The organism is Klebsiella sp. WOUb02 (assembly GCF_050058015.1).
GTDB lineage: Bacteria > Pseudomonadota > Gammaproteobacteria > Enterobacterales > Enterobacteriaceae > Klebsiella.
Window position 1 is genome coordinate 926,293 of the sequence record NZ_CP170110.1, and the last position, 26,410, is coordinate 952,702.

19 protein-coding genes and 2 pseudogenes are annotated in these 26,410 nt (G+C 58.0%); 11 read left to right on the forward strand and 10 right to left on the reverse strand.

What is annotated here, in order from left to right:
* The first annotated feature begins 59 nt into the window (after positions 1–59).
* On the forward strand, positions 60–395 hold the full coding sequence (locus ABOC21_RS11265) for a GlpM family protein (protein WP_045858494.1): 336 nt from the start codon (positions 60–62) through the stop codon (positions 393–395).
* Here ABOC21_RS11265 and folM read toward each other — a convergent pair.
* The 3 genes and pseudogenes from folM to ydgH form a co-directional block, all read right to left on the reverse strand.
* Complete coding sequence (gene folM, locus ABOC21_RS11270; RefSeq protein WP_426814594.1) at positions 392–1,117, reverse strand: dihydromonapterin reductase; 726 nt, start codon at positions 1,115–1,117, stop codon at positions 392–394. The two genes, ABOC21_RS11265 and folM, sit on opposite strands and share 4 nt — an antisense overlap.
* Before the next feature lie 36 nt (positions 1,118–1,153).
* Positions 1,154–2,536: pseudogene (locus ABOC21_RS11275) on the reverse strand (amino acid permease).
* Positions 2,537–2,714: 178 nt separating this feature from the next.
* Positions 2,715–3,665, reverse strand: coding sequence for a DUF1471 family protein YdgH (gene ydgH / locus ABOC21_RS11280; RefSeq protein WP_426814595.1), 951 nt, complete (start codon positions 3,663–3,665; stop codon positions 2,715–2,717).
* 522 nt (positions 3,666–4,187) lie between these two features.
* Here ydgH and pntA point away from each other — a divergent pair.
* The 3 genes from pntA to ABOC21_RS11295 all read left to right on the forward strand — a co-directional run bounded on the left by pntA (position 4,188) and on the right by ABOC21_RS11295 (position 7,468).
* Complete coding sequence (gene pntA, locus ABOC21_RS11285; RefSeq protein ID WP_426814596.1) at positions 4,188–5,717, forward strand: Re/Si-specific NAD(P)(+) transhydrogenase subunit alpha; 1,530 nt, start codon at positions 4,188–4,190, stop codon at positions 5,715–5,717.
* A gap of 10 nt (positions 5,718–5,727) precedes the next feature.
* On the forward strand, positions 5,728–7,116 hold the full coding sequence (pntB, locus tag ABOC21_RS11290) for a Re/Si-specific NAD(P)(+) transhydrogenase subunit beta (RefSeq protein WP_426814597.1): 1,389 nt from the start codon (positions 5,728–5,730) through the stop codon (positions 7,114–7,116).
* 163 nt (positions 7,117–7,279) lie between these two features.
* Positions 7,280–7,468, forward strand: coding sequence for a YdiH family protein (locus tag ABOC21_RS11295; protein WP_426814598.1), 189 nt, complete (start codon positions 7,280–7,282; stop codon positions 7,466–7,468).
* Between the two features lie 136 nt (positions 7,469–7,604).
* Here ABOC21_RS11295 and uspE read toward each other — a convergent pair whose 3' ends face one another.
* From uspE to ogt, 3 genes are all read right to left on the reverse strand, one after another.
* The gene (uspE, locus tag ABOC21_RS11300) at positions 7,605–8,555 is read right to left on the reverse strand and encodes a universal stress protein UspE (protein WP_426814599.1); all 951 of its coding nucleotides are present in this window, start codon (positions 8,553–8,555) and stop codon (positions 7,605–7,607) included.
* Between the two features lie 136 nt (positions 8,556–8,691).
* Entirely contained in the window at positions 8,692–9,444 is a 753-nt protein-coding gene (fnr, locus tag ABOC21_RS11305) for a fumarate/nitrate reduction transcriptional regulator Fnr (protein WP_095103185.1), read from the reverse strand.
* A gap of 199 nt (positions 9,445–9,643) precedes the next feature.
* Positions 9,644–10,159 carry a methylated-DNA--[protein]-cysteine S-methyltransferase gene (ogt, locus tag ABOC21_RS11310; protein WP_426814600.1) on the reverse strand — a complete coding sequence of 172 codons (516 nt, stop codon included), beginning with the start codon at positions 10,157–10,159 and terminating at the stop codon, positions 9,644–9,646.
* 538 nt (positions 10,160–10,697) lie between these two features.
* On the opposite strand from ogt, the gene smrA reads away from it, so the two are divergent.
* The 4 genes from smrA to ABOC21_RS11330 all read left to right on the forward strand — a co-directional run bounded on the left by smrA (position 10,698) and on the right by ABOC21_RS11330 (position 14,774).
* Complete coding sequence (gene smrA, locus ABOC21_RS11315) at positions 10,698–11,261, forward strand: DNA endonuclease SmrA (RefSeq protein ID WP_426814601.1); 564 nt, start codon at positions 10,698–10,700, stop codon at positions 11,259–11,261.
* 308 nt (positions 11,262–11,569) lie between these two features.
* A complete protein-coding gene (locus ABOC21_RS11320; protein ID WP_426814602.1) occupies positions 11,570–12,025 on the forward strand; it encodes a MarR family transcriptional regulator in 456 nt (151 codons plus the stop codon).
* A gap of 24 nt (positions 12,026–12,049) precedes the next feature.
* The gene (locus tag ABOC21_RS11325) at positions 12,050–13,228 is read left to right on the forward strand and encodes an efflux RND transporter periplasmic adaptor subunit (RefSeq protein ID WP_426814603.1); all 1,179 of its coding nucleotides are present in this window, start codon (positions 12,050–12,052) and stop codon (positions 13,226–13,228) included.
* 10 nt (positions 13,229–13,238) lie between these two features.
* Positions 13,239–14,774, forward strand: coding sequence for a DHA2 family efflux MFS transporter permease subunit (locus ABOC21_RS11330; RefSeq protein ID WP_426814604.1), 1,536 nt, complete (start codon positions 13,239–13,241; stop codon positions 14,772–14,774).
* Positions 14,775–15,266: 492 nt separating this feature from the next.
* On the opposite strand, the pseudogene fumA reads toward ABOC21_RS11330, so the two are convergent.
* Positions 15,267–16,917: pseudogene (gene fumA, locus ABOC21_RS11335) on the reverse strand (class I fumarate hydratase FumA).
* A 53-nt stretch (positions 16,918–16,970) separates the two neighbouring features.
* Positions 16,971–18,482 (reverse strand): anion permease, encoded by a 1,512-nt coding sequence (locus tag ABOC21_RS11340; RefSeq protein ID WP_426814605.1) that lies wholly within the window; start codon positions 18,480–18,482, stop codon positions 16,971–16,973.
* A 645-nt stretch (positions 18,483–19,127) separates the two neighbouring features.
* Here ABOC21_RS11340 and ABOC21_RS11345 point away from each other — a divergent pair.
* Entirely contained in the window at positions 19,128–21,905 is a 2,778-nt protein-coding gene (locus tag ABOC21_RS11345; protein WP_426814606.1) for a flavocytochrome c, read from the forward strand.
* A 54-nt stretch (positions 21,906–21,959) separates the two neighbouring features.
* Positions 21,960–22,913, forward strand: coding sequence for an FAD:protein FMN transferase (locus ABOC21_RS11350; RefSeq protein ID WP_426814607.1), 954 nt, complete (start codon positions 21,960–21,962; stop codon positions 22,911–22,913).
* Here the strand turns inward: ABOC21_RS11350 and dcuR are convergent.
* Together dcuR and ABOC21_RS11360 are read right to left on the reverse strand one after the other, a co-directional pair.
* Positions 22,894–23,613 carry a two-component system response regulator DcuR gene (dcuR, locus tag ABOC21_RS11355; RefSeq protein ID WP_426814608.1) on the reverse strand — a complete coding sequence of 240 codons (720 nt, stop codon included), beginning with the start codon at positions 23,611–23,613 and terminating at the stop codon, positions 22,894–22,896. The two genes, ABOC21_RS11350 and dcuR, sit on opposite strands and share 20 nt — an antisense overlap.
* A complete protein-coding gene (locus ABOC21_RS11360) occupies positions 23,610–25,229 on the reverse strand; it encodes a sensor histidine kinase (protein WP_426814609.1) in 1,620 nt (539 codons plus the stop codon). Before ABOC21_RS11360 ends, dcuR begins: the two co-directional genes overlap by 4 nt.
* 174 nt (positions 25,230–25,403) lie before the next feature.
* Between ABOC21_RS11360 and ABOC21_RS11365 the strand changes: the two genes are divergently transcribed.
* Positions 25,404–26,324 (forward strand): N-acetylmuramic acid 6-phosphate etherase, encoded by a 921-nt coding sequence (locus tag ABOC21_RS11365; protein ID WP_426814610.1) that lies wholly within the window; start codon positions 25,404–25,406, stop codon positions 26,322–26,324.
* Positions 26,325–26,410 lie beyond the last annotated feature (86 nt).

The following is a 26,410-nucleotide window of genomic DNA, read 5'->3' on the forward strand; positions in this document are numbered from 1 at the left end:
AAACAAATGTTCTTCCGCTATGCTGGCGTAACTTGTTGTTTAAATGTAAGGCAAAAGGCATGGGGCTGTTGATTAAAGCGCTGCTCGGGGCGCTGGTGGTGGTACTGATTGGCGTACTTTCCAAAACTAAAAATTACTATATTGCCGGGCTTATTCCGCTATTTCCGACCTTTGCCCTGATCGCTCACTATATTGTCGCCAGCGAGCGCGGAATTGAAGCGCTGCGTACCACCATCGTATTTGGCATGTGGTCAATTATTCCCTATTTTATCTACCTGCTATCGCTCTGGTACTTTACCGCAACGATGCGCCTGCCTTACGCGCTGGCGGGCGCCGTTGTCTGCTGGAGCCTGTGTGCCTGGCTGCTGATCCTCGGCTGGAGCCGCTTCCACTAGCGCAGGTGGCGGCCGCCGTCGACGGCGAAGGAGCGGCCGGTGACAAAATGGCTGCTGAACAGATAGTCGAGTAGTTCGATGATTTCCGTTTCGCCTGCGGCTATTTTCATCAGCGATTTATCGAGCGCCTGCAGGCGATACTCGGCGTCGTCGCCGTCATTAAACATAATCAGCGACGGGGCGATAGCGTTGACCTTTATTTCCGGCGCCAGCTTGCGGGCAAAGGAGCGGGTCATATTATCCAGCGCCGCTTTACTGGCGGCATAGGCGATGTGCTTATCGCTGCCGCGCTCAACCACGTAGTCGGTAATATGAATAATATCGCTGCCCGCGTGGCCGTGGCCGCGCAGCAGCGCTTCCAGGGCGTGATTGAGCAGATAGGGCGCATTGACGTGAATTTGCATCATGCTGGCGAGCACCGTGCTGAGCGGCGTCCCCGGCTTTTCCGCCATCCAGCCGCTGGCGTTATGGATAACGGCGCGCAGGCCTGCGCCGGCGTGGCGCTTCACCGCTTCGGCGAAGGTTAAAATCCCGTCGTCGGTGCTAAAATCCGCCTCCAGACAAACGGCGCCCGCCGCGCGCAGCGCGTCAATAGCCGGATAATGGGTGCGATAGCTGACGATAACGGGCTGCTGGCGTTGAAGAAAATGCTGTGCCAGAGCGAGGCCGATTCGGCGGCCTCCTCCTGTAATAAGGACCGGGCGAGGCTGTAGTTCAGCCATGGGTATCTCCTTTGAGTTCCGCAGCGGGGCGACCGCTTACCCCACCAGCATCCACGTTGCCGGTACGGCGGCAACCAGTAACAAACCAATTAAGGCTATTTCACGGCGTTTGAGCATGCGATCGTGCTGGTGCGTACGGCGGGCGTACAGGAAAACCAGAAGACCCGGAGCGTAAAGTATCACCGACAGCAGTAAATGCACAGGGCCCGACGCATATAATAACCATAAGCCATAGGCGCACGCGCCGATACCCACCGCCTTATGCAGCGGGCGGGCGGCAATTTTCAGCAGGAAGGCGCCGACGAGCAGATAGGGGACGAGGATCATCTCGGAGGCGATGGTGAGCAGGGTGCCGTAATCCGAACCGGTCAGCCAAATCAGCACCAGCGAGAACTGGACGCTACTATTGGTCAGCCACAGCGAGGCCGATGGCGCATTGTGGCGATTTTGCCGGGCAAACAGGCGCGGAAACGCCTTGTGGTCGGCGGCCAGCCAGGGAACTTCCGCCGCCATGATGGTCCAACTCAGATAGGCGCCGCAAACGGAAACGATCAGTCCGGCGGCGATGGCCACCTCACCCCAGGCGCCCATCATCCTGACCATCAGCCCGGCCATCGACGGATTACGCATCTCCGCGAGCTCCGGACGCGCGACAACCCCCAGCGAGAGCAGCGTGACCAGAAGATAAACCGCCAGCGCCGAAAGCACGGCCAGCAGCGTCGCGCGGCCAACGTCGCGCTTATTTCGCGCTCGCGCCGACACTACCACTGCGCCTTCAACGCCGATAAACACCCACAGGGTGATCAGCATCGTATTCTTCACCTGTTCCCACACCGGCACGCCGAGCGCCAGGCCGCTGAAATCAAGAGTGAAGGTCTCGAGGCGGAAGTTCATCGCGGCGAGAACGACAAATGCGCCGAGCGGAATAAGCTTGGCGAGGGTGGCGACCAGGTTGATGCCGGCCGCCGTCTGCACGCCGCGCAGCACTAAAAAATGGACCACCCATAGCAGAATCGACGCCCCGACGATCGCCTGTCAGGTATTGCCGTTGCCAAAAATAATCGAGCCGGGGGCGTCGGTGAAGAAGCTCAGCGCCGCGAATACGATAACCAGATAGGAGACGTTGGCGATGACCGCGCAAAGCCAGTAGCCCCAGGCGGAGCAGAAGCCCACCAGTTCGCCAAATCCTTCGCGCGCATAGGTAAAAATACCGCCGTCGAGATCGGCGCGAATGCGGGTCAGCAGGAGCATGGCGAAGGCGAGAAATAAAATGCCGACGCCGGTAATGGCCCAGCCAATCAGCAGGGCGGACGGGCTGGCCACGGCGGCCATATTTTGCGGCAAACTGAATACGCCTGCGCCCAGCATTGAGCTGAGGACCAGGGCGGTCAGGGCGCTCAGGCCCAGTCTCTTTTCCATTGCATTCCCGAAGTGACAACCGTGAAGTAAAGAATATTTATTTGGCGAAACCGCATAAAATGGACGATTACGCTAAGGCGCGGGATTTTACGGAGTGTCTTGTGCGCATGCAATGGCGGCGGATGAAAAAAAGCAAAAAGGCGGCAAACCGCCGCCTTTTTGTTCAGCTGAGGTCCCGTTATTTATACAGGTCAGCGCTGATGGTCATGTTGCCGCCGCGTTCCTGCCACTGGCGGGTGATGTGGTAATATTTCGCGCCTTTCTTCGCCGCGCGTTTGGCTACCTGATAAGACACTTCGGTCATATTGCCGTAGTTACCGGTGAACTTAATGCTATCGAACGGAGCCATCTGCGCCGCGGTGATTTTGTTCACTTCTTCAATCTTCGTGCCGTCAGGCAGCGTGACGGTGTAACGTCCGCCTTTAGATGACTGCGTTTCGAAGAAACGGCCTACGCCGGTACCGGCGCCCACGGCACCGGTGGTTGCCACGCCGGGGATTTCCACGTTTTTAGCCGCGGCGCCGCCTTCGGCCAGCGCAGCGCGCCCGGCCTGAGAATCGGCAGGGATCGCGTCCGGGCTTTGCAGAACGCGTTTTTTGGCATCGGCTTTATAAATATAAGCGGTGATGCGCTGGTTGCCGCCCTGGTTAGCATCAACCTGGCGTACGATAAAGAACGAGGCCGCGCCTTTTGCTTTTGCCGCTTTGGTGATGGCATCGTTGACTTCAGGCTGGCTGCGATAGAAGCCCTGCACGGTCACGGTGTCATACGGTTCCAGCTCAACGGCCTGGTCTTTTGGCAGCTCCATGACTCCGTTAATCACCCGATTTTTTGGGGCATCGGCCTGCGGGGCGTTGTCTTTATAAAAATCTGCCGTTACGCGCCAGTTACCGCTGTTGCCAAAATCTGAGGTGTCGACAACATAAAAGGAGGCCGCGCCGTCTTTGTCGGCTTTGCGGGAGACCGCCTTCACGGCATCGCCAATTGCATTAAAACGCCCGGTGATGACCACGCGATCGTAGGGCTTCAGCGCCGCCGCCTGCTCCGGGGTCAGCTCGGTCGCTGCATGGGCAGACAGCGCGGTCGCAGCCAGGAGAGCGGACGCCAGGAGTGAGTTCTTAAGCTTCATAAAAATAGTCCTTTGCCTTGCGCAAACCATGTACAGGTATTGTTGTTGACTGAAAACGCTCGATTATTGCATTTAAAAGGAGTGACTGTCTGCGTCAATTTTTGCTAACCGCCCGAAACGCGCGTCACAATAATATAACATTTTGCGATATGTTGAAAAAACAGCCGCTTGACCAGCAAAATTGATAATCAATATCGCTTTTATAAGTTAACGTAATGTTAACGCGATGTTCTGGCTGGCGATTAATTGCGTATTACCGGGGCAGCTAAGCGAATTATCAGGCCCGCTTATAAATTTAAGGTAAATATTGCTGCCTGACGCAGTTTGTCGGACGTTTTATCAATAAAATCAAAATTTCTGTTTTATCGCAGTAGATCACAATCGGTATTTTCAGTAGGTTATAAAAAGTTTGTTACTGTTTCATTTTTTTTCAGTCGAATATCTGAGCCGGTGCGTTTTGCCGGCGGATCGTCGGCTGTGAGAAGAGAAAACCATCATCAAAAACCGATGAAAGGGAAAACTATGCGTATCGGGGTACCAAAAGAACGGTTAGCCAATGAAACCCGCGTAGCGGCCACGCCGAAAACGGTGGAGCAGCTGCTCAAACTGGGTTTTACCGTCGCGGTTGAAAGCGGCGCGGGCCAGCTGGCAAGTTTCGATGACGAGGCGTTTGCTCAGGCAGGCGCGGAAGTTGTGGACGGCGGCGAAGTCTGGCAATCGCCGATTATTCTCAAGGTGAATGCGCCTGACGAGAATGAAATCGCGTTACTGAATCCGGGCACCACGCTGGTGAGCTTTATCTGGCCGGCGCAGAACCCGGAGCTGCTGGCAAAACTCTCTGCCCGCAATGTGACCGTAATGGCGATGGATTCGGTGCCGCGTATTTCGCGCGCCCAGTCGCTGGATGCCTTAAGCTCGATGGCCAACATTGCCGGTTATCGCGCCATCGTCGAGGCCGCGCACGAATTTGGCCGCTTCTTCACCGGGCAGATCACCGCCGCGGGCAAGGTTCCGCCAGCCAAAGTGATGGTGATTGGCGCCGGCGTGGCCGGGCTGGCCGCAATTGGCGCCGCCAATAGCCTGGGGGCGATCGTCCGCGCGTTCGACACCCGTCCGGAGGTTAAAGAGCAGGTGCAGAGTATGGGCGCCGAGTTCCTTGAGCTGGACTTTAAGGAGGAGGCGGGCAGCGGCGACGGCTATGCCAAAGTGATGTCCGAAGCCTTTATTAAAGCCGAAATGGCGCTGTTTGCCGCCCAGGCGAAAGAGGTCGACATTATCGTCACCACCGCACTGATCCCCGGCAAACCTGCGCCGAAGCTGATTACCCGCGAAATGGTTGACTCGATGACCTCAGGCAGCGTGGTGGTCGATCTGGCCTCGCAGAACGGCGGCAACTGTGAATACACCGTGCCCGGCGAAGTGGTAACCACCGCCAACGGGGTAAGAATCATCGGCTATACCGATCTGCCGGGCCGCCTGCCGACCCAGTCATCCCGACTCTACGGCACCAACCTGGTCAACCTGGTCAAGCTGCTGTGCAAAGAGAAGGATGGCAACATTGCCATCGATTTCGACGACGTGGTGGTGCGCGGCGTCACGGTTGTCCGCGACGGGGAAGTGACCTGGCCGGCGCCGCCGATTCAGGTCTCCGCCCAGCCGCAGGCCGCCGCGAAGAAGGTGGAAGCGCCTGTTGAAGCGAAAAAACCGGTTTCGCCGTGGCGCAAATATGCGCTGATGGCGCTGGCGATTATTCTCTTTGGCTGGCTGGCCAGCGTCGCGCCGAAGGAGTTCCTTGGCCACTTTACGGTCTTTGCGCTCGCCTGCGTGGTTGGCTATTACGTGGTGTGGAACGTGTCCCATGCGCTGCATACGCCGCTGATGTCGGTAACTAACGCCATCTCGGGGATTATCGTTGTCGGGGCGCTGCTGCAGATAGGCCACGGCGGCTGGGTCAGCGTGCTGAGCTTTATCGCGGTGCTGATCGCCAGCATTAATATTTTTGGTGGTTTCACCGTCACTCAGCGCATGCTGAAAATGTTCCGCAAAGGATAAGGGGTAACAAATGTCTGGTGGATTAGTTACAGCTGCATACATTGTTGCCGCGATCCTCTTTATTTTTAGCCTGGCAGGGCTGTCCAAACACGAGTCGTCTCAGCAGGGCAACTACTTCGGCGTTGCCGGGATGGCGATTGCGTTGATCGCCACCATCCTGGGGCCGGACAGCAGCAACGTCGCGTGGATCCTGCTGGCGATGGTTATCGGCGGCGCCATCGGTGTTCGCCTGGCGAAGAAAGTCGAAATGACCGAAATGCCGGAGCTGGTGGCGGTTCTGCACAGCTTCGTCGGCCTTGCGGCGGTGCTGGTGGGCTTTAACAGCTACCTGCAGCATGAAACCGGTATGGAGCAGATCCTGGTCAATATTCATCTGACCGAAGTGTTCCTCGGCATCTTCATCGGCGCGGTGACCTTTACCGGCTCCATCGTGGCCTTTGGCAAGCTGTGCGGCAAGATGTCCTCTAAGCCGCTGATGCTGCCGAACCGTCACAAGCTGAACCTGGCGGCGCTGATCGTCTCTTTTGTGCTGCTGATTGCCTTTGTTCGCACCGACAGCACCGCGACGCAGGTTCTGGCGCTGCTGGTGATGACCGTTATCGCTCTGGCGTTTGGCTGGCACCTGGTGGCCTCTATCGGCGGCGCCGACATGCCGGTCGTGGTATCGATGCTGAACTCCTATTCAGGCTGGGCGGCGGCGGCGGCGGGCTTTATGCTGAGCAACGATCTGCTGATCGTTACCGGCGCGCTGGTGGGCTCTTCCGGTGCGATTCTGTCCTATATCATGTGTAAGGCCATGAACCGCTCCTTCTTCAGCGTCATTGCCGGTGGATTTGGTACCGATGGTTCCTCGTCCGACAGCGATGAGGAAGTGGGCGAGCACCGTGAAATTAGCGCGGAAGATACCGCTGAAATGCTGAAAAACTCGCACTCGGTGATCATTACCCCGGGCTACGGGATGGCGGTCGCGCAGGCTCAGTATCCGGTTGCGGAAATTACCGAACGGCTGCGCGCCCGCGGGATCAAGGTGCGTTTCGGTATTCACCCGGTTGCCGGTCGTCTGCCAGGCCATATGAACGTGCTGCTGGCGGAAGCCAAAGTCCCATATGACGTGGTGCTGGAAATGGATGAAATCAACGATGACTTCAACGATACCGACACCGTGCTGGTTATCGGCGCCAACGATACCGTTAACCCGGCCGCGCAGGACGATCCGAAAAGCCCGATCGCCGGTATGCCGGTACTGGAAGTCTGGAAAGCGCAGAACGTGGTGGTCTTCAAACGCTCGATGAACACCGGCTACGCCGGCGTGCAGAACCCGCTGTTCTTCAAGGAGAACACCCATATGCTGTTTGGTGATGCGAAAGCCAGCGTGGATGCGATTCTGAAAGCGCTATGATGCTCTGAAGAGAGCAGACGAGAGTCGCTATACAACGTTTGCTTCTGAAGCCGTCTCCGCTGAGACGGCTTTTTTATATATAGCGCCAGTCCATGAATCGCTCATAAATCAATGGTCCTGCAGTGCTATAATAGGAACGTTTTTACATCACACTGAGGATATTATGGATACCGAATTAACCCCCGCGCAAATGGCCATCGAATTTCTGCGTCGTGACCCTGACGTTTTAACCCCCGCGCAGTACCTGAAAAAATTTAAACTTCTCGAACTGGAATTTGCCGATTTAATGTCGCTCTCCTCGATTGAACTGAGAGAAGAGATCGACCACGCCTGGCGTTTAGGTATCCACTAAAAATATCGCTTCAGCTTTTATGCGTAGCTGATGAAGGGGGCCGGAAGGCCCTTTTTTGCGCGCTATGCGAGGCGACAGGCAAAAAAATCCCCCGCGGTGGCGGGGGAGTTGGAGGCTATGGCCGGCCTGCCGAAGACTAGTCGTCGTCTTCGTCGTCCAGCTCAACCGGCGTTTTGTACTGGTCCGGCTTCAGCACCAGTAGGTCGCAGCGCAGATGGTCGATCACCTGCTCGGCGGTGTTACCGAGGAACGCCGCCGACAGTCCGGTACGCCCGACGGTGCCGAGGACGACAATCCCCGCCTGTAGATGCTCCGACAGATCGGGAATCACCTCTTCCGGCAAACCTTTTTCTACGTGGGTGCGGCTCTCGTCAATACCAAACTTTTGCCGCAGCGTTTTCATCGCCAGCAGGTGCTGGCCGCGAATCGCGTCGTTATAGATGCTGGGATCGAAATCAGGCAGCTCAATGGCGATATTGATCGGCGTGACCGGATAGGCGCCAACCAGATGCACCTCGGTGTGGTTAACGTGCTCCGCCAGCTTAAGCGTCTCCTGTACCAGCTTCTCGTTCAGGGAGTCGTGGTAGTTTTCTTCGCTGGCAAGGTTCACCGCCACCAGCGCTCTGCCGCCTTCGGGCCACGGCTGGTCTTTAACCATCCATACCGGGCACGGGCATTTGCGCAGAAGGTGCCAGTCGGTGGGAGTGAAGATGACCGCTTCCAGCTTGTCGTGCTGGTGCGCCATTTTCAGCAGTAAATCATGCTTGTCGCTGAGGATTTCCTGAATGATGGCTTCGAAGGGGCGGTTGTGCCATACCACCTTGATGTCAATCGGGATCCCGGACTCGATATAGAACCGGGCCTGCTCTTTGATCCAGGCGCTGCGTTGGCTGATAACGCCCTGGCGCATAGCCGTTCGCTCGTCGGGCGACAGCAGGGTCGTCATCTCATATGAAAAATCATAGATCGGCAGAAAGGCTTTAATGCGGCCACCAATCCGTTGGTGTAGGTATACCGCACGCCGTAATGCGGGCTGGTCGTCCTGATTAGGATCGATTACTACCAGCATGTTCTGATACTTCGCCATACAGGGTCTCCTTACAACTGTAACTGCAGTTTGTAATTAAAAAGATAACCTATATAGATGAATTGAAACAGGGGATGACCCTGGCCAGATCAACAAATAAGAAAAAAATTAGCGATCTGGCGAAGGGGGCGGGCAATCAGGCAACGTTACGCGCCTGACCGGCCAGCTGAGAGAGGAGGTCGCTGTTTTCGATGGTGATATATTTACCTTTAACCGCCAGCATGCCGCTTTTCTGGAAACGACCCAGCAGACGGCTGATGGTTTCCACGGTCAGGCCGAGATAGTTACCGATATCCCCGCGGGTCATGGTCAGGCGGAACTCACGAGGCGAGAAGCCGCGCTGGGCAAAACGGCGGGAGAGATTGTAGATAAAGGCCGCCAGGCGCTCCTCGGCGTTCTTTTTAGAAAGCAGCAGGATCATATCCTGATCGCCTTTGATCTCGCCGCTCATCAGGCGCATCATCTGCTGACGCAGATTTGGCATCTTGCCCGAGAGGTCGTCCAGCGTTTCGAAGGGGATTTCGCAGACCATTGAGGTTTCCAGCGCCTGAGCAAAGCTCGGGTGGAGGCCGGTGCCGATCGCGTCAAAACCAACCAGATCGCCCGCCAGGTGGAAGCCGGTAATCTGCTCGTCGCCCTGCTCGGTAATGGTATAGCTTTTGATGGTGCCTGAACGAATGGCGTACAGCGACTTCAGCTCATCGCCGGCTTTGAACAGGGTCTGTCCTTTCTGGATAGGCTTTTTTCGCTCGATGATGTTATCAAGCTGATCAAGCTCGTGCTCGTTCAGAGTAAAAGGGATGCAAAGTTGGCTGATGCTGCAATCCTGACAATGGATTGCACAACCGCCAGACTGAATGCGTCGTATAATTCTCTTTTCCGGGATCATAAGTCTGTCTGCTCAAGCCTTAATTGATATTGGTCAATTTTAACATCTTTTTGGGGAGCAGGTAAGCCTCGAACCGATGAAACACGTAATATTAAAAGGGGAAAGCAATTACCCCTTTTATCTCATTGATAAGAAATAGGATCTCTGAGCGTATTCGATTGTAAAGTTGCCTGATGCTTCCGATAAAAGGCACTTACGGTCAAAGGAGCAAATACCCTTCATGGCGCAATAACCACTCTTTACGCTGAACGCCGCCGGCGTATCCGGTCATGGTGCCGTTACGGCCAATGACGCGATGGCAGGGGACCACGATGCTAACCGGATTAGAGCCGTTGGCCGCCCCGACCGCCCGCGCGGCGCCCGGCCGACCCAACGCCTCCGCCAGCTGGCCGTAGTGCATGACCTGACCGCAGGGGATAGTACGCAGCGTTTTCCAGACCTCGCGCTGAAACGGAGTACCTGCGGTTGCCGTAGGCAGCGTTTCGATAACCGCGAGGTCACCGGCAAAATAGTCCCCGAGCCTGCTGCTCAGCCCGCCCGGATCGCGGGAATCCACGCGCTGATACCCTTCATGGCGATAGTGCAGCTCAAGCAGATGTTCCATTCGATCGCTATGTTCCTCCCACTCAACGGCACGCAGGCGGAACCGTTCGTCGCAAATGATCCATAGCGGCCCGACCGGGGTATCGATTTTATCCTGAAGCAGTACCAGCATCGTTTTTCCTTATTACCTGATTCAAATGATTATTGCTGCAGCCTGAGTACAAGATATCACGCCATCCGGACGGGCAACTATACTCCATAAAGGCAAACGACGCGGCGGAAGGGGGAATTGCGGAACGGAAGTCGTGATAGTTCATTTTGTATTTTATTACGCCGGGCGACGGCGGGCAGATTTTGCTATTTGCTGCGGGAGAGAGTGGCGCCGCAATACGCTATACGAGCATTCCTTGAGTCAACTATTTGCCAGCACAACGGTGCCGGCTTGTTATTGTTAACAAGAGAGGTGATGGTATGCAATATATGCTGACGGGCGTTTTAATATTGATTATCAGTGGCTTGCTGTTAAATGTTGTCTCTCTTTTGATCGAGTCTGTTTATAAGGCAATGAAAGATATGCACTTAAAGAAAAAACATCTTTAGGTGCCTGAGCCGACGCGGCGGGCGGCGAGTCTCGCCCGCCGACAAACGCGTTGAGGGCGCGCGGTGCGACGGCTATAGTAGCCTCCGGTAGTCGCCGGAGGAGTGTGCTGATGAACCTTGATGACAAATCGCTATTTCTGGATGCCATGGAGGATGTCCAGCCGCTGAAGAGCGGCAACGACGTGCTGTGGCATGCCGGGCGCCGCGCCCGTCCCCCGCAGCGCATCGACGCGCTGCAGCTGGATAACTTTTTGACCACCGGCTATCTCGACGTCCTGCCGCTGGCGACGCCGCTGAAGTTCCGGCGCGAGGGGTTACAAAACGGCGTGCTGGACAAGCTGCGGCAGGGGAAATATAGCCAGCAGGCGAGCCTCAATCTGCTGCGCCAGCCGGTCGAACGGTGTCGGCAAATGCTGTTTGCCTTCGTGGTTCAGGCGCAGCAGGCGTCGCTGCGCAACGTGCTGATTGTTCACGGCAAAGGGCGCGATGACCGCGCTCATCCCAATATTATCCGCAGCTACCTGGCGCGCTGGCTGGAAGAGCTTCCCGAGGTGCAGGCGTTTTGCGTCGCCGCCGCCCATCACGGCGGCAGCGGGGCGTGCTACGTCGCCCTGCGCAAATCGGCCGAGGCAAAGCTGGAAAACCGGGAGCGCCACGCCAAACGCAGCCGCTAGCACAGCAGCAGCTTCCGGGCCGTTTTTTGCCGCTCGGGCGGCACCCGATCCCGCATTTCACGGGGGAAACAGCTGCAAGCCTGCCTGCGGCCAACGCCATCATACATCTGGCGCAGCAGGCGTTTTCGGGCCGGGCCGCAACGCGTTTACGGCCGGCTCTCCTCGCATCAATCCTTTTTGTTTACCTCTTCCGCCGCCGCGGCCGATCGCCCCTCATCCTGACAAAATGTGCGATCTTCTTGACACGGCGTTGACAAATAGATGCCTGGTCAGTAATTTCATCTGCAATTACTGACCAGGCAAATATCATGAGTAACCATCCGGGTATTATCAATAACAAGTTCCACTTGGGTTTATTAATTCATCTGGCAAACCAGTATAAAGACCAGCTAATCAGCCAGTACTTCTCCGGCATGGATATCACTGCCGCCCAGTTTAAGGTGCTGATCAGCATCTATAAGGGCGTCACCAGCCCGGTTGAGATCAGCAAAAATCTGGTCATGGACGCCGGGGCGATGAGCCGCATGGTGGATCGTATGGTTAAGCGCGATCTCATCAGCCGTTCGCCTAATCCGCAGGATAAGCGGCAGGTCGTGCTGGCGCTTACCGGCAAGGGCCAGCTGATTTGCGAGCGTTTTGTTAATGAAGCGCTGGCGTCAATCATCAGCGACCTTACCGCCCGACTGACCCCCGACGAGTCTCGTTTACTGGTAGAGCTAATGACAAAAATGCTGCCAGACGAAATTGTTGCCCCTCATCGCTAACGTATTCAAGAAGGTCCGGACAAGATGGAAACCACACCTGCACAGCACGCCGAGCGCGGCAGCAAGCGCAAACGCAACTTTATTATTTTACTGATTATTCTGCTGCTTGCCGCCGCGGGCGGCGTGGCATGGTATCTGCTGTATGCCCGCTACTATGAATCGACCGACGATGCCTACGTCAACGGCAACCAGGTGACGCTGACTCCGCAAATCGGCGGCACGGTGACCCAGGTGACGGTGGATGAGGGCGATTTTGTGCAGAAGGGGCAGCCGCTGGTGCTGCTCGACCCGAGCGATACCGAAATTGCGCTGCAGCAGGCGGAAGCCAATCTGGCCAACACCGTGCGCCAGGTGCGCGGGCTCTACAGCACGGCGGATAACTACCGTGCCCAGGTCGCGGCGAAAAGGGTCGCCCTGCAGACCGCGCAAAACGACTACGCCCGGCGGCAGAAAATCTTCCAGAGCGGCGCTATCGCGGCGGAAGATCTCTCCCACTATCGCGATGCGGTGACCAGCGCGCAGAGCGACTTAGCCGCCGCTCAGGAGGCGTTACGCACCAATATGGCGATGGTTGATGACACGGTTATCGATAGCCATCCCGAAATCAAAAGCGCGGTGGCCACGCTGCGCCAGCGCTACCTGGATAATTCGCGTAGCACCATCGTTGCGCCGGTCAACGGCTTTGTGGCCAAACGCGCGGTCCAGCTCGGCATGCGCGTCGATTCGGGAACTACCCTGATGGCTATCGTGCCGCTGAATGAGGTGTGGGTCGACGCCAACTTTAAAGAGAGCCAGATGAGCGGGATGCGCCTGGGGCAGAAAGTGACCCTCAGCGCGGACCTCTATGGCGACGACGTGGAGTACCACGGCACCATTGAGAGCCTGGGCATCGGCACCGGCAGCGCGTTCTCGCTGCTGCCCGCGCAGAACGCCAGCGGCAACTGGATCAAAATCGTCCAGCGTCTGCCGGTGCGTATTACTCTGGACCCGCATGATATGCAGAAAAACCCGCTGCGGGTGGGGCTGTCGATGAACGTTCGCGTCGATCTTCGCGATACCGATGGCCATCTGCTGCCGCAGCAAACCGTTAGCGCCCCGCGTTTTACTACGGATGTGTATCAGAACCCGCTGGAGCAGGCGGACCAGCTGGTGGCTAAAATCCTTCATGACAACAGCAAAGCGGTAGCCGCCGGCGCCCGTTAAGAGAGACGTTATGCAAGATAAGGCCGCATTTACGCCGCCCAATATGTGGCTGGCGGTGCTCGCGCTGTCGCTGGCCACGTTTATGCAGGTGCTGGACTCCACGATCGCCAACGTGGCGCTGCCGACGATCGCCGGCAACCTCGGGGTGAGCGCCGATCAGGGGACCTGGGTTATCACCTCGTTTGCGGTGTGTAACGCCATTGCGCTGCCGCTGACCGGCTGGTTTACCCGACGCTTCGGCCAGCTAAAGCTGTTTATCGGTTCGGTGGTGCTGTTTACCCTGACGTCGTTCCTGTGCGGCTTTGCCCACAGCATGAGCGAGCTGATTATCTTTCGCGCCCTGCAGGGCTTTTTCGCCGGGCCGATGTTCCCGATGTGCCAGACCCTGCTGCTGGTTATCTTCCCGTCGAGCAAGCGCAGCATGGCGCTCGCGCTGCTGTCGATGGTGACGGTGGTGGCGCCGATTGTCGGGCCCATTACCGGCGGCTGGATCACCGATAACTACTCCTGGCCATGGATTTTCTACATCAACGTGCCGATCGGCATCTTTGCCGCGATCGTCGTCTGGACGCAGATGCGCGCGCGGGAAGAGACCACCACCCATGCGCCGATTGACTACATCGGCATTGCGCTGCTGGTGCTTGGCGTCGGTCTGCTGCAGGTGGTGCTGGATAAAGGCAACGACCTCGACTGGTTCGCCTCAATCCATATCGTGGTGATGTCGACGATTTCGGCGATTTCGCTGGTTGCGTTCGTCATCTGGGAGCTGGGCGAGCGTCATCCGATCGTCAACCTGCGCCTGTTTAAGGACCGCAACTTTGCGATCGGTACGCTCTCGCTGACCCTGGGCTACGCGGCGTTCTTTGCCATCAATATTATTCTGCCGCAGTGGCTGCAAACGCAGATGGGCTACACCGCCATTTGGGCCGGGCTTGCCGCCGCGCCGATGGGCGTGCTGCCGCTGGTGATGACGCCGGTTATTGGCCGCTACGCCAATAAGTTCGACCTGCGCATTCTGGCCTCGCTCTCGTTCCTGACGATGGGGGCGTCCTGCCTTATTCGCGCGCAGTTCAACACCGATGTCGATTTTCGCACCATCGCCGAAGTGCAGCTGTTTATGGGGATTGGCGTCGCGTTTTTCTTTATGCCGATCACCACTATCGTGCTGTCGAATCTCAACGGCGCCGAGGTGGCGGAAGGCTCAGGTCTGGCGACCTTCTTCCGGGTACTGGGCGGCTCGTTTGCCTCTTCGCTGACCACCTGGATCTGGTCGCGGCGGGAGGTGTTTCATCACGCCAATCTGACCGAAAGCGTTTCTGCTTATAATCCGCCGGCGGTGGACTATGTGGAGAAGATGGGCGGAGCGACCCAGCAGCATATGGCGCTGATCGATAAAACCATCGAGCAGCAGGCCTATATGATGTCGACCATCGACTACTTCTGGGTGTTAGGCTGGGGCTTTATGGCGCTGATCGTGGTTATCTGGTTTGCCCGGCCGCCGTTCAGCCGTGCCGGAGCGCCGGGCGCCCCCTCGGCCGGCCACTAGCCGCGGGGTGATAAAAAACGTGCCTGTCGATTCGGCGGTGTTCCGCTCACCGAACGGCTGAGGCGATAAAAGCGGACTGTCCGCATGGTCACCACTTGGTTTCAATCATTGTTGCTATCCGCAACGATGGACGCCAGGTGGCGAAAAGGCATGCAGCGGGGCCCTTGCTCCCCGCTGAAATCGGCGAACCGAAGGCCGGAAGACAAGGGCTGGCCGCCAGGGATGGCGGCAAGAGGCGAATCGAGACAGGAGCGAGCCCCGGAACGGGCGAGCAGGTCGAGTTGAGCCGACCGCAGGCTGCAGGCCGGGAGGTGAGCGCAGTGCGCAGCACCGATTTCCGTGCGGGACCGCGGGGATTGTTAAGGGGAAGACGGTTATCTTCCCCTTAACCCGGTCACCTCGCACTGAGGCCGCATGTTCTGCCCAACGTTCGGTGAACGGAATACCTCTTAGCAAATGATACCGCGCAACACCCGGCTTTAGCCGGCAACATTACCGCCGGGCGCAGCCGCTACACTGCTGGTTCTGAATCTGCTGGAAGAAGTCGTTGCCTTTATCATCCACCAGAATAAACGCCGGGAAGTCTTCCACCTCGATTTTCCAGATCGCCTCCATTCCCAGCTCCGGATAAGCCACGCACTCCAGGCTCTTAATACTCTGCTGCGCCAGCACCGCCGCCGGGCCGCCGATGCTGCCGAGATAGAAACCGCCGTGCTTATGGCAGGCGTCGGTCACCTGCTGGCTGCGGTTGCCCTTCGCCAGCATCACCATGCTCGCGCCGTGGGACTGCAGCAGATCGACGTAGGAGTCCATGCGTCCGGCGGTAGTCGGCCCCAGCGAACCTGACGCGTAACCCTCCGGAGTTTTCGCCGGGCCGGCGTAGTAGATTGGGTGATCTTTCACGTACTGCGGCAGCGCCTCGCCGTTATCCAGCAGCTCCTTGAGCTTAGCGTGGGCGATATCGCGGGCGACGATAATCGTGCCGTTCAGCGTCAGGCGGGTTGAAACCGGATGGGCCGCAAGCTGCTTGAGGATGTCGTTCATCGGCTGATTGAGGTCAATGCTGACGACCTTGCCTTCACCCTGCTGGCGCAGCGCTTCCGGGATGTACTGACCGGGGTTGCTCTCCAGTTTCTCAATCCAGATCCCGTGACGGTTGATCTTCGCCTTGATGTTGCGGTCGGCGGAGCAGGAGACGCCCATCCCAACCGGGCAGGAGGCGCCGTGGCGCGGCAGGCGAATCACGCGGATGTCGTGGGCAAAGTACTTGCCGCCAAACTGCGCGCCGAGGCCGAGATTCTGCGCTTCCAGCAGCAGCTCCTGCTCCAGCCTGAATATCGCGGAACGCCTGACCGTGCTCGTTACCTGCGGTGGGCAAACCATCGTAGTAGCGCGTGGAGGCCAGCTTAACGGTCTTCAGCGTCGCTTCCGCAGAGGTGCCGCCGATAACAAAAGCAATGTGGTACGGCGGGCAGGCGGCGGTGCCGAGGGTGCGCATCTTGTCGACGAGGTAGTTTTTCAGCTTCGCCGGGGTAATCAGCGCCTTGGTCTCCTGATAGAGATAGGTTTTGTTGGCCGAACCGCCGCCTTTTGCCATGCACAAGAATTTGTATTCGTCGCCGTCAACGCTGTACAGATCGATCTGCGCCGGCAGGTTGGTGCCGGTGTTGACCTCTTTATACATATCCAGCGCGGCGTTTTGCGAATAGCGCAGGTTATCTTCGGTATAGGTGTTGTAGACCCCGCGCGCCAGCGCCGCTTCGTCGTCGCCGCCGGTCCAGACGCGCTGACCTTTTTTACCCATGATGATGGCGGTGCCGGTGTCCTGGCAGGTGGGCAGAATGCCCTTGGCGGCAATCTCTGAGTTACGCAGGAACTGCAGGGCGACGTACTTGTCGTTTTCACTGGCTTCCGGGTCGAGCAGAATGGCCGCCACCTGCCGCTGGTGGGAGACGCGTAGCATAAAGGCCGCATCGTGGAAGGCCTGCTGGGCCAGCAGGGTCAGGGCTTCAGGTTCAACCTTCAGGATCTCCTGGCCTTCAAATTCGGCCACGGAAACATGTTCTTTGCTCAGCAGATAGTATTCAGTCTCATCTTTTGCCAGCGGAAAAGCTTCCTGGTAAACAAACGGTTTAGTCGACATTGTTTAAGCTCCCTAAGAGTAAAACCGCCGGGAGTGACCCCGGCGGCTGTGAATCAGAACATCATGGACATCCACGGATAGCCAATCAGCAGCAGGGCGGCCAGGAAGATGGCGCCGAAGATGGTGCCGAGGCGCCAGTAGTCTTTGGTCGGCAGATAGCCGCTGCCGTAGTAGATCGGGCTGGGGCCGGTACCATAGGGGGTGATGATCCCCATAATGCCCAGCGAGGTGACCATCAGCAGCACGAACACCTGCATATTGATCCCCGGAATGGTGGCGGCGATAGTCAGCATCGCCGGCAGCAGCGCGGTGGTATGGGCGGTGGTGCTGGCAAACAGGTAGTGCAGCAGGTAGAACGCCAGCAGCAGCAAGATGGTGGCGACCCCCGGAGAGATACCGCTCATCAGCGCGCCGCCTTCTTTACCCAGCCAGGCGATAAAGCCGGTGGAGGAGAGGCCGTCCGCCAGCGCCACCAGGGTGGCGAACCAGACGAAGGTATTCCACGCCGCTTTATTATTGGTGATATCGCTCCATGACAGGACGCCGGTCCACAGCATCAGGACGATGACCAGCAGGGCCGCCAGCGCCGGTTCAATCCACTCGGCGGCGAAGATCCACATGGTCAGCGCGAAGCAGACGAACACCAGCAGCAGAACCTCATTACGCGACAGGCGGCCGAGTTTTTCCAGCTCGCGCGCCGCCCACAGCGGCACTTCATCATTGACCTTCACCTCCGGCGGATAGAACCAGTAGGCCAGCAGCGGCATCACCACAATCAGCAGCACGCCCACCGGCAGGAAGGCGATAAACCAGGTGCCCCAGGAGATATTGATGCCGACAATGCTTTTCACCAGCGCGAGGGCCAGCAGGTTAGGCGCCAGCGCCGAGAGGAACATCGAGCTGGTAATACAGGCGGCGGTAATAGCGACCCACATCAGATAGGAACCGATCCGCCGGGCGCTGGGGTCGTTAGGCTTAGAGCCGTACAGCGGCGGCAGGTTGGCGATAATCGGGTAAATGGTCCCGCCGCTGCGGGCGGTATTCGACGGCGTAAAGGGGGCCAGCAGCAGGTCGGCAAAGGTGATGGCGTAGCCCAGCGTCAGGCTGCGGCGGCCGAGGTATTTCACCAGAATCAGCGCCAGACGGCGCCCGAACTGGGTTTTGTCGTAGCCGGCGGCAAACATAAAGGCGCCGAAAATCAGCCACACGGTAGAGTTACCGAAGCCGCTGACCGCCCATTTAAAGGAGGCACCGGCCAGCTTGAATTTGGGGTCGGCCAGCTGCGCCGGATCGAATAGCAGCCACTGGCTGCAGAGGGCGATAACCACCACCCCGGTGATGCCAATCACCGCCCCGGGAAGGGGCTCGAAAATCAGGCCGACGATCACGCCGACGAAAATGGCAAAGTAGTGCCAGGCATAGGGCGGCAGGCCATCAGGCACCGGGATGAAAAGCAGCAGTACGGCCACGATAATGGGCAGCGCCATCATCAGCAGACGACGTTTATCAGCAGCCTTGGGAGTGGCTGTACCGGCAGGCGGTATGGTTGTCTTTTTCTCTTTCATAATGAGTATCTGCAAGTAGTTGAAAATAAGGTTGAGTCGTCGATGACTTTTGCTTTCTTTAATTTCAAAACTTTCTTTAGTTATTAATCATGGGTTTTTATTATCACCGCGACGTTTATTTAACGCATTTTTTAGGGCGCTAAATTAAATTTCTTTGTTATTTATATATTGCTCTTTGATGTCGAATTGCAATTGATTGAGATCAATAAATCCCGGGGTGTGGCGTTTTTTTTATTTCTCGCAATAACCCGGATGGAGAGGGTGGTTATTTGTGCGAAATATCGCTAAATGTTAAAATCAAGCCGGAGTTCAGAGCCATAGTAAAACCATTTTGTTATGTATATCATTGATTTTTATCTTGTAATTTATCTTGTAATTTATCTTGTATAATTTTGTCATTGCGTAACAAAAGTGTCCTGTTTGTTATCGATATTATGCTTTGTGTAAACGTTGTATTTTAAAATAATAATACGATGGAGGTAGTGATGTTATTGTTGGTATTAAATAGTTTTTTAACTAACGTAAATGGTTTGGTAACTAAAAAATTCGCTATATTGTTAGCATGACAACAGGAATTAAAAACACAACCAAAATAAATTCCTCAGCGAATTCTGAATTTCAATATTTAAAATCTGGAGTATTACTATGACCAGTAATCAACGTATTTTGCAGCCCTTTACCTTACCAAACGGAACTGAGCTAAGAAACCGCCTGTTTATGGCGCCGATGACCACCTGCACCGGCTATTTTGACGGCTCCGTCACCAGCGAGCTGGTGGAGTATTACCGGGCCCGGGCGGGCAGCATCGGTACCATCATCGTCGAGTGCTGCTTTATCGATGACTATGGACTGGCTTTCCCTGGCGCCATAGGCATCGACAATGATGACAAAATTTCCGGCCTCGCCAAAATTGCCGAAGCGATCCAGGCTGAAGGATCGAAGGCCATTCTGCAGATCTATCACGGCGGCCGGATGGTCGACCCGCAGCTTATCGGCGGCCGCCAGCCGGTTGCGCCGAGCGCGCTGGCCGCTCCGCGCGACGGCGCCGCGATGCCGCGCGCGCTAAGCGCTGAGGAAGTCGAAGAGACGATCGCGAAATTTGGCGACGGCGTCCGCCGGGCGATTCAGGCCGGTTTTGACGGCGTCGAAATCCACGGCGCCAATACCTATCTTATCCAGCAGTTCTATTCCCCTAACTCTAACCAGCGCGACGACTGCTGGGGCGGCAGCCGCGATAACCGCGCCAGATTCCCGCTGGCGGTGCTGGATATCACCCATAAAATGGTCAGCCAGTACGCGGACGACGCTTTTATTATCGGCTACCGTTTCTCGCCGGAAGAGCTGGAAGAGCCGGGCATCCGCTTTGACGACACCCTCTATCTGCTGGAAAAACTGGCGGCGCGGGGCCTCGACTATCTGCACTTCTCGGTGGGCGCCTCGCTGCGTTCCTCGATCGTTGATACCAGCGACCTGACGCCGCTGATTGAAAAATACTGCGCGCTGCGCTCCGCTAACCTCGCGCAGGTGCCGGTGATGGGCGTGGGCGGGATCGTTAACGCCGCGGACGCCGAACAGGGGCTGGACCACGGCTACGATCTGATCGCCGTTGGGCGCGCCTGCATTGCCTACCCGGACTGGACCGACCGCATTAGCGACGGTGAAAATCTGGAGCTTTTTATCGACAGCACCCGGCGCGAAGCGCTGCATATTCCGCAGCCGCTGTGGCGCTTCTCGCTGGTGGAAGCGATGATCCGCGATATGAGCATGGGCGACGCGAAATTTAAGCCCGGCGTTTTTGTTGAAACAGTGCAGGATGAGGCCGGCGAGCTGGTGATTCACGTCAGCCTCGAGAACGATCGCATTGCCGACGTGGCGCTGGCCTGCGGCGCGGAACAGACCGTGGAGTTCAGCACCAGCTTTGAAGAGATCCGCGAGCGTATTTTGACCGCCAACACCCCGCACGTTGACGCCATCTCCGGCGCCACCAGCCAAAGCGAAGCGGTGAAAAAAGCGGTATCCAAAGCGATGCTGAAATCGAGCAAAGCGCTGGCGATCGAAGAGGGCGGCGACGATCGGGCGGTGAAAAGCTACGACGTGGTGGTGGTGGGCAGCGGCGGCGCGGGCCTGGCGGCGGCGATTCAGGCCCACGACGAAGGCGCCAGCGTGCTGATCGTTGAAAAAATGCCGACTATCGGCGGCAACACCATTAAAGCTTCCGCCGGGATGAACGCTGCGGAAACGCGCTTCCAGCGGGTCAAAGGGATTGTCGACAGCAAAGAGCTGTTCTTTGAGGAGAGCCTGAAGGGCGGGCATAACAAAAACAACCCGGCGCTGCTGCGCCGCTTCGTGGAAAACGCCCCCGAGGCGATTGAGTGGCTGGCCCGCCGCGGGATCATGCTTAACGACATCACTACTACCGGCGGGATGAGCATTGACCGCACCCACCGTCCGCGTGACGGGTCGGCGGTCGGCGGCTATCTGATTAGCGGCCTGGTGCGCAATATCAGCAAACGCGGGATTGACGTGATGCTGGACACCTCGGTCGAAGAGATCCTGATGGCCAACGACGAAGTGAGCGGCGTGCGTCTGCTCAACGACGAGCAGGAGCGCTTCGACGTGCAGACCAGGAGCATCGTGGTGGCCACCGGCGGCTTCAGCGCCAACAGCGCGATGGTGGTGAAGTACCGTCCGGATCTCGCCGGTTTTGTCACCACCAACCATAAAGGGGCGACCGGCGGCGGCATCGCGCTGCTGGAGCGCATCGGCGCCGGCACCGTGGATATGGGCGAAATCCAGATCCACCCGACCGTTGAGCAGAAGACCTCCTACCTGATTTCGGAGTCGATTCGCGGCGGCGGGGCGATTCTGGTGAGCCAGCGCGGTCAGCGCTTCTTCAACGAAATGGCGACCCGCGATAAAGTCTCGGCGGCGATTATCGCGCTGCCGGAGCAGTACGCCTGGATCGTCTTCGACGAGCACGTGCGGGCAAAAAACAAAGCGGCCGATGAATATATCGCCAAAGGCCTCGCCACCAGCGCCAGTTCCCCGCGCGAGCTGGCGGAGAAGCTGGGGATGGATTACCATGCCTTCCTCGCCACCCTCGAGCGCTACAACGGCTTCGTTGAAACCCAGCGCGATGAGGATTTTGGCCGCACCACCGCGCTGCGCGCGCCGGTTAACGAGGGGCCGTTCCATGCGATCCGCATCGCCCCGGGAGTGCACCATACGATGGGCGGGGTGACAATCGATACCACGACCGCGGTGCTCAATACCGCTCAGCGGCCGATTCCCGGCGCCTACGCCGCCGGGGAAGTGGTCGGCGGCATCCACGGCGGCAACCGCATCGGCGGCAATGCGGTGGCGGATATCATTATCTTTGGCACCCTGGCGGGCCATGAGGCGGCGAAACGCGCCAGAGGATAACCTTTCGCGATATACCCCGGCCGCGCGCCGGGGTCATCCACAGGAGTTGCAACCATGTCTGACACTAGTCGCGTCTATAGCTACTCCGCCGTTTTAATGGGTTCGCCCATTCTGCTTAAACTGTTCCGTCACGATGACGCGCTCGCCTCCCGCACCTTCCAGCTGATTAAACGCTACGAAGATCTGCTTACCGTCAACCGCGCGCAGTCCCAGGTCATGGATATTAACCATGCCGCCGGTCGCCACGCGGTGGCCGTCAGCCGGCCGGTGTTTCAGCTAATCAAATGCGCGAAGGCCGCGAGCATGGCGCGGGATAGCGCGTTCAACCTGGCGATTGGCCCGCTGGTCAAGCTCTGGCGTATCGGCTTTCAGGGGCGCAGCGTGCCGGCGGCGGCGGAGATTGCCGCCCGCCTGGCGCTGACCCGGCCGCAGGATGTGATCCTTGATGAAGCGGCGGGCAGCGTGTTTCTGGCCCAGCCGGGGATGGAGATCGATCTTGGCGCCATTGCCAAAGGCTACATTGCCGACCGGGTGCGCGACGATCTGCGGCGGCAGGGCGTCGACGCGGCGCTGATTAATCTCGGGGGAAACGTGCATACCCTCGGGGAGTGGTCCATTGGCCTGAAAAAGCCGTTTGCCGCCGCCGACGAGCTGGTCGGCACGATTGCGGTGAGCGGCCAGTCGGTGGTGACCTCCGGCATCTATGAGCGCTATTTTGAGCAGGACGGCAGGCGCTGGCACCATATTCTCGACCCGCGCAGCGGCTATCCGTTGGATAACGAGCTGGAGAGCGTAACCATCATTTCTGACGACTCCCTCGACGGCGATATCTGGACCACCCTGATCTATGGCCTGGGCGTTGAGAAGGGGCGCGCGGCGCTGCGTGAACGGGAGGATATTGAAGCGATTTTTGTGACTAAAAATCGCGAAGTGATCCTCTCATCGCAGCGCCGCTTTCGCTTTCAACTGATGGATAGCGGCTATCGGCTTACTGACTGTACTGCTTGAGCAGGCCGTACTGCTCGGCGACCAGCCGATAGCGATACACCGGGCGGCCGGTGGCGCCGTAGTGAATGGTGGTGTAGAGAATATTAATCTGCGCCAGCCAAATCAGGTATTTGCGGCAGGAGACGCGGGAAATATTCACCGCCACCGCCAGCTCGTCGGTAGAAAACTCGGTCGCCGGATGCGCATCGATCCACTGGCAAAGCGTGCGCAGCGTTTGCGAGGTGAGCCCCTTCGGCAGCTTACGCGCGTCGCTGGCTTCCGGCAGCTCGCCGTGCAGCAGGCGATCAACGTCGGCCTGCTCATAATAAGTCTGTCCGGTCATCAGCTTTCTTTTCTCGCGCCAGGCGGTTAACGCCTCCTCAAAACGCGGGAACTGGAAGGGCTTAATCAGATAATCAATAACGCCGTAGTGCATCGAGGTTTGTACGGTTGCGGCATCGGCGGCGGAGGTGATCATAATCACGTCGATGTCGCGGCCGGAGGCGCGAATGGTCGGCAGCAGATCCAGCCCGCTATCATGCTGCATATAGACGTCGAGCAGCACCAGATCGATCTCCAGCTCGTCGTCGTTAATCATCTCCCGGGCCTTATTCAGCGTAGACGCGGTGCCGCAGCAGCGGAAACCGGAAATCCGCGCCACGTACAGGCGGTTCAGCTCGGCTACCATGGCATCGTCATCAACAATCAATACATTTATCACGCGCTGTTCCTTTTACTATCCCAGGGAAGGTGAACAAAAAATTGAGTAAATACGCCGGGTTCGGACTCGACGGCCAGCGTCCCGCCCAGTTCGCGCAGCTGCTGGCTGGCGAGAAACAGGCCGACGCCGCGATTTTCGCCTTTGGTGGAGAAGCCTTTATTAAAGATGGCATCGATATTCGCCTCCGGGATCCCCGGACCGTCGTCGCTCACTTCGCCGCTTAGCCAGCCGTTTTGATAGTGTAGCAACAGGCTGACTTCGCCTTCACGCTGTCCGCTCATGGCGTCCAGCGCATTCTCAATCAAATTACCCAGCACGGTGACCAGAACGGTGATCTGCTTTTCGTTCGGGCAGTCGGGGACGAGGCTCTCTTCCGCCAGGCTAAGGCTAAATCCGCGCTCCTTCGCGCGCTGGATTTTACCAATCAAAAAGCCGGCGACCACCGGCGATTTGATGCGGTGCTGAATTTCGCCGATGTCCGCCTGATAGGTGTGGGCGGTTTGTAGCACGTACTCCTCCAGCTTGTCATAGCTTTTCATATTCAGCAGGCCGAGGATCACGTGCAGCTTATTCATAAACTCATGGGAAGTCGTACGCAGGGCATCGACATAGTTGACCATGCCGTCGAGACGCTGCAGCAGCTGGCTGACCTCGGTTTTGTCGCGGAAGGTGCAGATGGCGCCGACGGTGGCGTTCTGGCTGCGCACCGGCACGGTATTGCTGATGAGCAGCAGGCCGTTGCAGCCGAGCTCGCGATCGTAAGTGGGCGTCCCGGTGCGCAGAACCTCCTGTAAGTCGGCGAGCAGCGGCGTATGGCCGAGCGCCTTATCGGGCCCGCTGAACAAAATGTCGCGCGCGGCCGGATTGATCAGGGTCACCTGTCCTTCGGTATCGATTGCCACCACGCCTTCTTTTAACGAATGCAGCATCGCCTGATGCTGCTGGAAGCGGGTGGAGAGCTCCTGCGGCTCGAGTCCCAGCAGCACGCGCTTGAGGCCGCGAACCAGGCTCCAGGTCCCGATACCGCAGACCAGGGCGCTGAACAGCACGGTAAAGAGGACGTCCCAGCGGCTGTTGGCGATCTGGGTATCCACCTTACTGAGCGAAATACCGATGACCACGACGCCAATCTGCCGGTGGTTAGCGTCAAAAACCGGCGTAAAGGCGCGCAGGGCCGGGGCCAGTACGCCGTGGTTGACGGCAACGTTCTCCTTTCCCTGCAGGGTGGGGTTAATGTCATCGCCGATAAACCGCTTGCCGATGATCTGGTCGTTGGGGTGCGAGTAGCGAATACCCTGCATATTGGTGACCACCGCAAACAGCAGATCGTTGCGTTGCACCACCGCCTGCGCCAGCGGCTGAATAATATTGCTGTCCGCCGGCAGCGTCAGGCCGCGCTTCACTTCCGGCATATCGGCCAACGTCCGCGCCACCGCCAGGGCGGTGTCCTTCAGCCCGTCGCGGGTGGTATCACTGATTTGGATAAACCACAGCGCGTAGACCAGCAGCAGAACCGACCCCAGCACGCTGCCAATCATCAGCGTCACGGCGGTACTCAGCTTCATGCTCTTACGGCGCCTGCGCGCGGGCGGTTCCAGCTCCGCTAACTCATTCATAACAACCCCAGGCTAAACAGCGAAGGCCTATTATCGCTGATGGGGCGAATTTCTTAAAGGCATGTAAAAAAGCAATAAACGATCCGTCGGGAACCGGGAAGCGTGACCCCACTCGCAGGAGATGACGGTAAATGTCCCTATAGTAAATGCGGAGTTATTTAAATGGAGGTTTTTATGAGCAGTAAGCCAACCGCTTCAATGACGGAACGACGCCACCCTGACACCCGCCGTATCGATAGTCTTACCACCCACGATATGCTGACGCTGCTGCACGCCGACGGCCGGCAGATTGCCAACGCCATCGACGCCTGCCTGGCGGAAATGACCCGCCTGGTCGATAACGCCGCGGCGACCCTGAGCCGCGGCGGGCGGCTGGTGATCGTCGGCGCCGGCGCATCCGGCCGCGCGGCCCTGCAGGCGGTCAACGAATTTGCGCCCGAGGAGAAACACGCCCTGGTGGGACTCATCGCCGGCGGGTCGGCGGCGGCGCTGCAGGAGATGGAGACGGCCGCTAACGACTACGATCTCGGCGCGCTGGAGTTGCAGGCGCTGCGCTTTAGCGATAACGATATGCTGCTGGCGCTGACGGTCAGCGGCAAAACGCCGTGGGTATGGGGCGCGATGCGCCACGCCTGGTCGCTCGGCGCGCCGGTCGCGGTGCTGACCCAGCAGGCGGATAGCGAAGCGGCGCAGCTGGCGGATATTATCGTGGCGCCGCAAACCGGTCCGGAAGCGGTGGCGGGGTTTGGTAACCCGAAAGCGCAGCTGGCGCAGCGGCAGCTGCTCAACATGCTGACCACCGGGCTGGCCATTCGCGACGGCAGGGTCTTCAGCAACCTGCGGGTCGATCTGCAGGCCACCAGCCCGCGCTGGGCCGAGCGGCAAATCGCCATCGTGATAGAGGCCGCCGGCTGTTCGCGCAGCGAGGCGAAAGCCGCGCTTGCCGCCTGCAACCAGCACTGCCGGACGGCGATTTTGATGCTGCTCAGCGGGCTTGACGCCTGGCAGGCGCGCGAGCTGCTGAGGGAAAATAACGAGCATCTGCGCATTGCGTTACGAAATAAAACGCATCCGCTGGCAGAGTCACAGCGCTAATTCTTCGCGGCGCGCTATATTTTCGCGCGCCGCTGCCTCCCCTTATGTAACTAAATAAACTGGCGCGCGCGGCGTCAGCCCTTTAA